Source organism: Bellilinea sp. (assembly GCF_034432615.1).
GTDB lineage: Bacteria > Chloroflexota > Anaerolineae > Anaerolineales > Anaerolineaceae > Bellilinea.
Genome location: NZ_DAOUBL010000283.1, coordinates 1 through 8,152 on the forward strand (window position 1 = coordinate 1; position 8,152 = coordinate 8,152).

5 protein-coding genes are annotated in these 8,152 nt (G+C 57.9%); 1 reads left to right on the forward strand and 4 read right to left on the reverse strand.

From position 1 onward, the window contains the following. Position 1 precedes the first annotated feature (1 nt). The 3 genes from VAE48_RS12915 to VAE48_RS12925 are packed head-to-tail and all read right to left on the reverse strand — an operon-like array spanning position 2 to position 3,045. Positions 2–271 carry a cyclic-di-AMP receptor gene (locus VAE48_RS12915; RefSeq protein WP_322793744.1) on the reverse strand — a complete coding sequence of 90 codons (270 nt, stop codon included), beginning with the start codon at positions 269–271 and terminating at the stop codon, positions 2–4. 2 nt (positions 272–273) lie between these two features. Next, the gene (locus VAE48_RS12920; protein WP_322793745.1) at positions 274–627 is read right to left on the reverse strand and encodes a cyclic-di-AMP receptor; all 354 of its coding nucleotides are present in this window, start codon (positions 625–627) and stop codon (positions 274–276) included. Between the two features lie 27 nt (positions 628–654). Beyond that, entirely contained in the window at positions 655–3,045 is a 2,391-nt protein-coding gene (locus VAE48_RS12925; protein WP_322793746.1) for an MGH1-like glycoside hydrolase domain-containing protein, read from the reverse strand. A gap of 202 nt (positions 3,046–3,247) precedes the next feature. Between VAE48_RS12925 and VAE48_RS12930 the strand changes: the two genes are divergently transcribed. Beyond that, a complete protein-coding gene (locus VAE48_RS12930; RefSeq protein WP_322793747.1) occupies positions 3,248–6,739 on the forward strand; it encodes a transglycosylase domain-containing protein in 3,492 nt (1,163 codons plus the stop codon). A gap of 2 nt (positions 6,740–6,741) precedes the next feature. On the opposite strand, the gene VAE48_RS12935 is transcribed toward VAE48_RS12930, so the two are convergent. Then, on the reverse strand, positions 6,742–8,152 hold a 1,411-nt coding region (locus VAE48_RS12935; protein ID WP_322793748.1), incomplete at its 5' end, for a hypothetical protein.

Below are 8,152 nucleotides of genomic sequence, written 5' to 3' on the forward strand. Positions count from 1 at the left end.
GTTAAAAATGATCGAAATGATCAACCTTGAGGACAAAGATGACCGCCCGGCTTTCTTTGCTGTCCGGCGGCTGGGGCGGCAGCGCTGCCCGAATTTGATCCAGCGCGTGCTGCAACTGGTCATCTTCCACACCGATCATCAGGGTTGTTCTGCCCCGCCGCAGAAATCCGCCGGTGGATGCAATGCCGGTTACGCGGAAATTGTGCGAGGTGAGCGCCTGTGAGACCGCGTCGCTGACGGTATCGGGAACGATGGCAAGGATGAGTTTCATGGCTATAACTCCTCGTAATGTTCAATTTCCATTTCAAAAATCGTTGCCCCGCCGATGGTGATGGGTGTAGGGGTTGGCAGAGGCAGCGGTGCGCTTTCCAGCGGAACGGCAATGTATTCTACGCGTTGACGGCAGGTTTCGTGCAGGGCATTAAGCGCCTGTTGACGGCGACTGCTATGCAGGGCAATCAGCAGGGTGGCGTTGCGCCTGCCGAGAAAACCCCCATAACTGGGCAGGCGGGTAACCGGGAAGCCCAGCTCCATTAACGCAGCTTCGGCGTTTTCGGCATCCTGCGCTTGAACGACAACCCACATACACAGGTCAGGGGCCGGGGAGGTTTTATCTTTTTTTGCCATATCATTCTGCTCCTTTCGTCCTTTGCGCTATGGATTTGGCGGAGTCAATAAAATTTCCTGAGGGGAGTTTCCATCATAGACCACAACCTGACCATTGGAGAGGGTAATGCGCGTGGAATCGGTCAGAAATGTGAGCGTGATTCTCCGATATTGTACTGTAACTGGAAAAGAAAAGGGATTCAGATGGGTGAGAATAATGCGCTGATCGCTCAACAAGCGTAGACCCAGTAAGCGCAGGAAGAATCCCAGCGGGGCCGCTCCGCTGAGGACATTCTGTTCGCCAATTCCCTGTCCGCTGATGGGGTGGTAGGCAGCTCGAAAGGCATGGTCTTTTTTTAATGACTGGATGATGGCTTTCATCCAGCTTTCAAACAGGTTGACCGCTTCGGTCAGGTAGCCATAACGAATCAGCCCCTCGCCGATCAACACATTCCACGGCAGCACAACCGGTGGGTTTTGCCCGCCGCCCTGTTTTGCACTCCGAATCGGGTGGCTGAGCAGACCGAAGGGCTGCAGGTAGCGGCTGCGCAGGGTTTCCCTGACCAGCCGGTCGGCGCGCTCCGCCGAGGGGATGCCAGCCCACAGGGGTAAAAGCAGCGAGATATCCTCATCTAAAAAGTCTATGGTGGCCAATTTGGCTGTATCGCCCGGGTGAAGGTTGATTACCTCAACCAAATCAATAAAGGAGAAAACGGTTTGGCTGGTAAATCTGCCGCTGCCATGCAGCCAGCTGACTTTCTGGGGGGTAATTTCCTCTTCCAGGGGGTTGCCAAAAGAATCGCGTCCTCTTATGCAGATGTGAATGCGGCGGGTGAGTTCGGTCTGGGTTTCCAGTTGCAGCCGCAACCGCGCAGGTGGATTCAGTGAGCGCTGAAGGGGATATTCACCGCGGGTGTCGAAGGTTAGCAATACCTCTCCGCGGCTGACGGAGTGGGTTTGCGCGTCGCGATGGGTGTAAATTCCTTCTTCCTCATGCCACATCCCTTCGACCAGATCGCCCAGATGCCTGGAATGGGCTTTGAGCCGCTCCTGATCGCCTTCTTCACCCAGCAGGGAGGCCATTTTCAGCAGGCTGGCAGCTTCACTGAATAACATTGCTGCCAGCGCGGGGGTTTCGACAAGGGATGGTTCAACCCCCTGATTGGGTGGGAAGGTTACATCGAAGAGGGGTGAAAATTCCAGGCCGGATTGGTAAGGGTGTTCCCATTCCGGAAATCCATCCTGGTCACGGTCATGGGCAGGTGAAAACCAGGCGCGGAAGAAAGCCATCAGGCCGGGATAGACCTTTTTCAACCACTCCACGTTCGGGCGGATCTGGTAAACCTCCCAGGCCAGTTGAGCCAGTAATGGCTGCGCCATGCGTCGGCTGCGCTGACCCGCCAGTCCCGGCTTCCAGTCCACCTGACCTCGCGAATCGGCGGTGGAGAGAAAATTTTCCACCAGACCGGCAACCCGTTCAGCCATGCCGGGCAGAATCAGGCGGCTGAGATACCAGCAGTCCAGCGCAGTTACGCCGTTCCACAGGGCATTGTAATCACTGCCGTCGCCGCGCAGCGAAAAACCCTGATCCGGCTGGCGGGCAAGCACAAAGGAAGGGTTAGGCAGGTGAGCGCTGGCCGGGAAAAAGAGAGAAGCCGCCAGACGCTGCGAAAGCTTGAAGACGGCATCCCATTCCGGGTTGCCGGTGGTGATTTCCACACATTCACTGCGGTGGGTCAGTTGAATGCGGGCGAGGTCGGCTTCCCACGGGCGGGCGCATAACTGGCGGGCAAGTTCGTAACTTTGAGCGGTATCCGGCAGACTGACCAGCGCCCAAACAATTTGGCGCATACCGCCGGGCGAAAGGCTGATCTGCTCGGTCAGGCAGGGGTAAGGGCCGCCCCCGGCGCGCAACCCACCGGTGATGAAACTAACCGGTGCAAGGCCGTCGGTACGACCCTGTAAGACCGGATGAATGCCAAATTGCACGACCTTGATTCCTTCACCTTCTTTCAATGGAATGAGCAGACCACACCACTCAAAGGTGAAATTTTCGCCAAGCACCGAGGGGTTGTGAAAAGTAAACCGCCCCCCGATGGCCTGTGAACTGAACACGCGATACTCGGCAGTCACATCCAGTCCGCCAAAGGGTGAAAAACGCACCTCAATGTCGTTGGGAAACAAGCGGGTTACGCGCGGCGGCTGGAAGAAATCGGCTGGCGCACTGATGACTACATCCTTGCACAGAAAGCGCGGAAAAAGCCGCATTGCGCGCACCCGCAGTCCATAGGTGGTGAAGAGCGTCAGCGCTTCCGGCTCATTGCCTTCAAACCACAGCTGCCAGATGTGGTCATTCAGATAATCAACGGGAGAAATTCGCGCATCTGCGCATAAAGTCAACATCAGCGGATCGTTCAATCCGAGATTCCAGGTTCGCATACTTTCATTTTACCTGACTTGTGCTCAGTTTTATTGTGCTAGAATGAAAATGAAAGCAATGAACTTTCTGGTACAATGCTTGCAGCGGTTGTAAGCAGCACCGTTGGTGGGAAGGGAATTCTCTTTTCCCCCTTGCAACGGTTGAAGAGCAACTGTGATTCAAAGAAATGCAATCTTGTAACCAAAATTTTGCAGAATGAAGATGAGCGAAGAACCGAAAGAACCCCAGGAAGAAAAACGAGTGGAAGATACCCAGCCGACTCAGCCGGGCGAACGCCTGCGTCGTTTGGTGGCTTCTGCCAATGATGGTGGTTCATCGGTGCTGAGCGGTGCAACCAGCCCGCTGCGCACCCCGGCTCAGCCTCCAGCCGCCAAGGAAGAAAAGGGTGACCAGAGCGATGAAGCCGTTGCAGCCGGCAGCGAGCGTCACCCAACCGGAGAACCGGAAGAAACCGCTGGCTGGTTTGGTGAAGATTTAGAACGGTTGGAGAAAGGCGAACTGCCTGCCGATACGGCGGCGGTGAGCCGCCATCCAACCGGTGCGCCTGAGGAAACTGGCGGATGGTACGGCGAGGGTCTGGAAGAACCTGCCCCGAAACCGGTCGAAGAACCTGACCAAACCCGTCCAGGCGCAGCGCCGCTGCCAACCCTGCCACCCGACCAGCAGGCCACCCGCGTCAGTGGGGGCGGGCAGCAGCCTCCACCACCCCCGTATGGAAAAACCAGCGCTGAATTACCCCGCCGAGTCGAAGAAGTTGACCCGGATGCCACGCGGGTAACCCCGGCAGCCTACCAGCGCTCAACCCAGAGCGGGCAACGTCCGCGTCCGGCTGCACAAAGCCGCACACAGCGCCCCGCCGCGGCAGCCCCGCTGCCAGCGGCTTCACCTGCCGGCCGGAGTATTTCGCCTGCTTCTCAACCAAAGCCAAATGGCTGGAAGAAGCCGGTTGGTTGTCTGCTGCGGGCGTTGATTGGATTGCTCTTTCTGGTGGCGATTGTAGCAGTGTTGATTGGTTCGTTTCTGGTGGTGCGTTATTTTTCCATTGCCGCCAGTTTGCCGAGCATTGAGGACTTGCCCGGCAAAGCCTCTCAATTTGAAACCACCCGCCTGCTTGATCGCAACGGCAACCTGATTTATGAAATTATTGACCCCAATGCCGGACGCCGTACGTATGTGCCTTTGGAGAAAATCTCTCCCTACCTGATTGCGGCGACGATTGCCACCGAAGACAAGGATTTTTACACCCACCCCGGCTTTGACCCATGGGCGATTGCGCGTGCCCTGTGGCAAAACTACACCACCGGCGAGGTGGTATCCGGCGCTTCGACCATCACTCAGCAGCTGGCGCGGGCTTTACTGCTGGCTGATGAACGTTACGAACAAACGGTTGACCGCAAAGCACGCGAAATTGTCCTCGCTGCGGAAATTACGCGGCGGTACAGCAAGGAAGAAATTCTCGAACTGTACCTCAATGAGAATTACTACGGCAAACTGGCCTACGGCGTGGAAGCCGCTGCCGAAACCTACTTCAACACGACGGCTGATAAACTGACCCTGGGTCAGGCGGCTTTTCTGGCGGGGATTCCGCAAGCGCCTGCAATTTATGACATCGAATCCAACCGGGAGGCGACTCTGAACCGCTTCCGCACGGTGGTGGTCTTAATGTACGAACTGAGCCGCGAACGCAACTGCATTGAGGTCAGCACTTCACTGCGGCCGGTGTGTGTGGATGCCCAGGCAGCCGCCGAAGCAGTGCGCGAAATTGAAAATTACAACTTCCAGCCGGCACGCCAGGTTTACCGCTTCCCGCACTGGGTGGATTACATCCGCGCACAACTGGAAGAACGTTATGACCCGGCCACCATTTACCGTTCCGGCTTCACGGTCTATACCACCCTTGACCCGTCACTGCAGGAAACTGCCGAGCGTCTGGTGCGTGAACAGGTTGCTCAGCTGGCGGGCAACAACGCCACCAACGGCGCGCTGATCGCGATCCGCCCATCCACCGGGGAGATTCTGGCGATGGTCGGCTCGCCGGATTTTTACAACTCCGCCATCTCCGGGCAGGTCAACATGGCAATCAGCCCGCGTCAGCCCGGTTCGGCAATTAAGCCATTGACCTATGCGGCAGCCTTTGAAAAGGGCTGGACACCGGCTACCCTGATCTGGGATGTGCCCAGCGAGTTTCCGCCTTCCGGCGACCCGAACGACCTGCGAGACCCCTACCGCCCGATTAATTACGATGAGCGCTTTCATGGGCCGGTAACGGTGCGGACAGCGCTGGCCAATTCCTACAATGTGCCAGCGGTCAAGGCACTGCAATTTGTCGGCATCTACGATAACCCGGCCACACCCGCCCAGGAAGGTCTGATTGCCTTCGCGCGTCGGTTGGGAATCACCACCCTGACGCGCCCGGATTACGGCCTTTCGCTGACCCTGGGGGGTGGGGATGTTTCGCTGCTGGAATTAACCGGAGCTTACAGTGTGTTTGCCACAGGCGGGCGGTTGATTCCCCCGGTGGCAATTACGAAAATTGTGGACTTTCAGGGAAATACGGTGTATGAGTACAAACCACCGGCGGGTGAACAGGTGATCCGCCCGGAACATGCTTACCTGATCAGTTCCATCCTTTCCGATAATCAGGCGCGCGCCCCCATGTTTGGGGTTGACTCGGTACTGAACATTGGCTTCCCGGCGGCGGTCAAAACCGGCACGACCAATGACTTCCGCGATAACTGGACGGTGGGGTACACCCCCGATCTGGCGGTTGGGGTGTGGATCGGCAACGCCGATTACACCCCCATGGTCAACACCACCGGTTTGACCGGTGCAGCGCCGATCTGGGCGAATTTCATGCGCACTGCCATTCAACAGATTACCGGGGGTAACCCGACTCCGTTTGCCCGCCCGGCCGGCGTAGTGGACCGCGTGATTTGCGCCATCTCCGGCACCGAACCCTCTGAGTTCTGCCCGTTACAGCGCAATGAAATCTTTGCTTATGATCAGCCGCCCCTGCCAAAGGAGGAGGACCTCTGGAAGAAGGTGCGCATCGACACCTGGACGGGGCTGCTGGCTTCATCGGCTTGCGCCGATTTTGTGGAGGAGAAATTTGCGCTGAATGTGACGGATAAAAGCGCCGTCCGCTGGATTCTGGAGACCTCGGAGGGACAGCGCTGGGCCGAGCAGATGGGCTTTCAGCAGCCAATTTTCTTCACACCTGAGCGCGAATGCACGGTCAACGACCAGCGCCCCCTGATTTTGTTCGCCGGCCTGAGCGAGAATCAGACCATTACCCGTTCACCGCTGGAAATTTACGCCCTGATCAAAGTGCCGGAAGCGTATGAAGACTATCGGCTGGAATACGGAATCGGCGACGAACCGGCCGAGTGGAAAGAGTTGTACCGCGGCGGGCCGCAGTCCGATCAGCCGCAGTTTCTGACCGATTGGGATTTGAGCGAGGTGCCGCAAGGGAGGGTTACCCTGCGCATTGTGCTGAACAGCCGGCGGGATACCTATGCGATCCGCACCATTCACCTCAACATTCAGGTGCCAACCTCTACACCCACCCCAACCCCGACGGTGACCGTAACCCCCACCGTAACGGTGACGCCGACCAGCACGCTGACACCCAGCGTCACACCTACTCTGCCGCCGACGGTTACCCCAACACCCAGCGAAACGCCGACGCCCTGATTTCAGAACATTCTCATCTGAACGGCGTCCTCCCACTGCGGGGGGTCGCCGTTCAGCAGGTCTTCCCATTGACCGACGGAGAGGTGAGGATATTCGCTCAGGTAACGAAGGTGGCGGAATTTGAGCAGGCGCCAGCCTTTTTGGTAGGCTTCATTCAAACGGGGATCGCGGCGTAATTTGTAACCCAGCAGGCCGGTGCGTCCGCCCGGCAGTACCAGTACACAGCGTTGGGGGGGTACGCTTTGCGGCTGAAATACATACGGGCTGATGATGCTGCTCGCCAGCAAGTAGAAGAGATAAACCGATTCACCTTTTTCATTCAGCCAGCGGACGGGCTGTTTGCCATCCACGCGGTAGCCCATTTTTTCGCCAATTTGCTGGAGGCTGCGCAAGGCGTTGTTCAAGTCCGCCCGGCGGCGGGCTGGATCATCCTCGGGGCGCAGCTGCCAGTAGTGCGGTTGACCGCTGATCGGCTGGGCATACGATTCCAGCACCGCTGTGATCAAGGCCTGAGATGGCACCAGCACTCCCGGATAGAGCGGGTAAAGGCTGGTTTCCAGTTCGCTGCGCTGGGTGGTGGGGTGTTGCACCAGCCGCCGGACAATCTCTTTTTCGAGCCGGTCGGCGAGGGGCAGGTTGGCCTGATTGGCTTCGCTCAGCCACCATGAGCCGCTCTCTTCGCCCTGACCATGGGCTGCGTAACGCACAAAAAGTTTGCGATCTTCCAGTACCTCAGCCAGCAGGGCTTGCAAACGGGTGAGTAAATCGGGTGTGATTTCTACCACCCGCCGCGGCAGCAAACTGCTTTCCATTAATTCGCACAAAGCGACTGCAAACAGGCTCAGGTAGCGGGCCGGTTCGCCGCGTTCTTCCAGATACCTGCGCAGCGCGCTTTGCAGCAGCGGTTTTGGTTTGGATTTGGCGCGCACGGGCGGCGCGGTTTGAGCGGACTGCCAGTGGAATTGAGCCAGTTCGCTTTCACGCTCTAGTGCCAGGCCTTTCAGCGAGAAGCCGGCTACCAGCGGGCCGAGAAAGGCAGCCAGCAGGAAACCGGGTGTGGTTTCGCTGGCGAGCGCAAAGAAGGGCGTTCCCTCTGAAATCTGGCGGGGCAGTTCGCGCAAAGCCCGTTGAATGGCGTTGGACATCCAGTACCAGTCGTAGCGCCGCCGTTCCAGCGCGCCGCGCAGGGGCTGGACGGCTTCTCTGCCCCACAACCAGCCCGACCAGAGCGCGCAAAGGGTCCAGAACGCCTGATTGGGACGCGGCAAAATGCTGATCACTGCCGCCGGTTGATTTTGCATCGTTAAGGAAGGCAGTTCGGAAATCCGTCCGCGAAAAAGGCAGATGCCCGGCTCGGAAGGCAGTTGAGGATAAACCGAGAGCGGCACAGGCTGAGAAGCCGAGCACCACAGC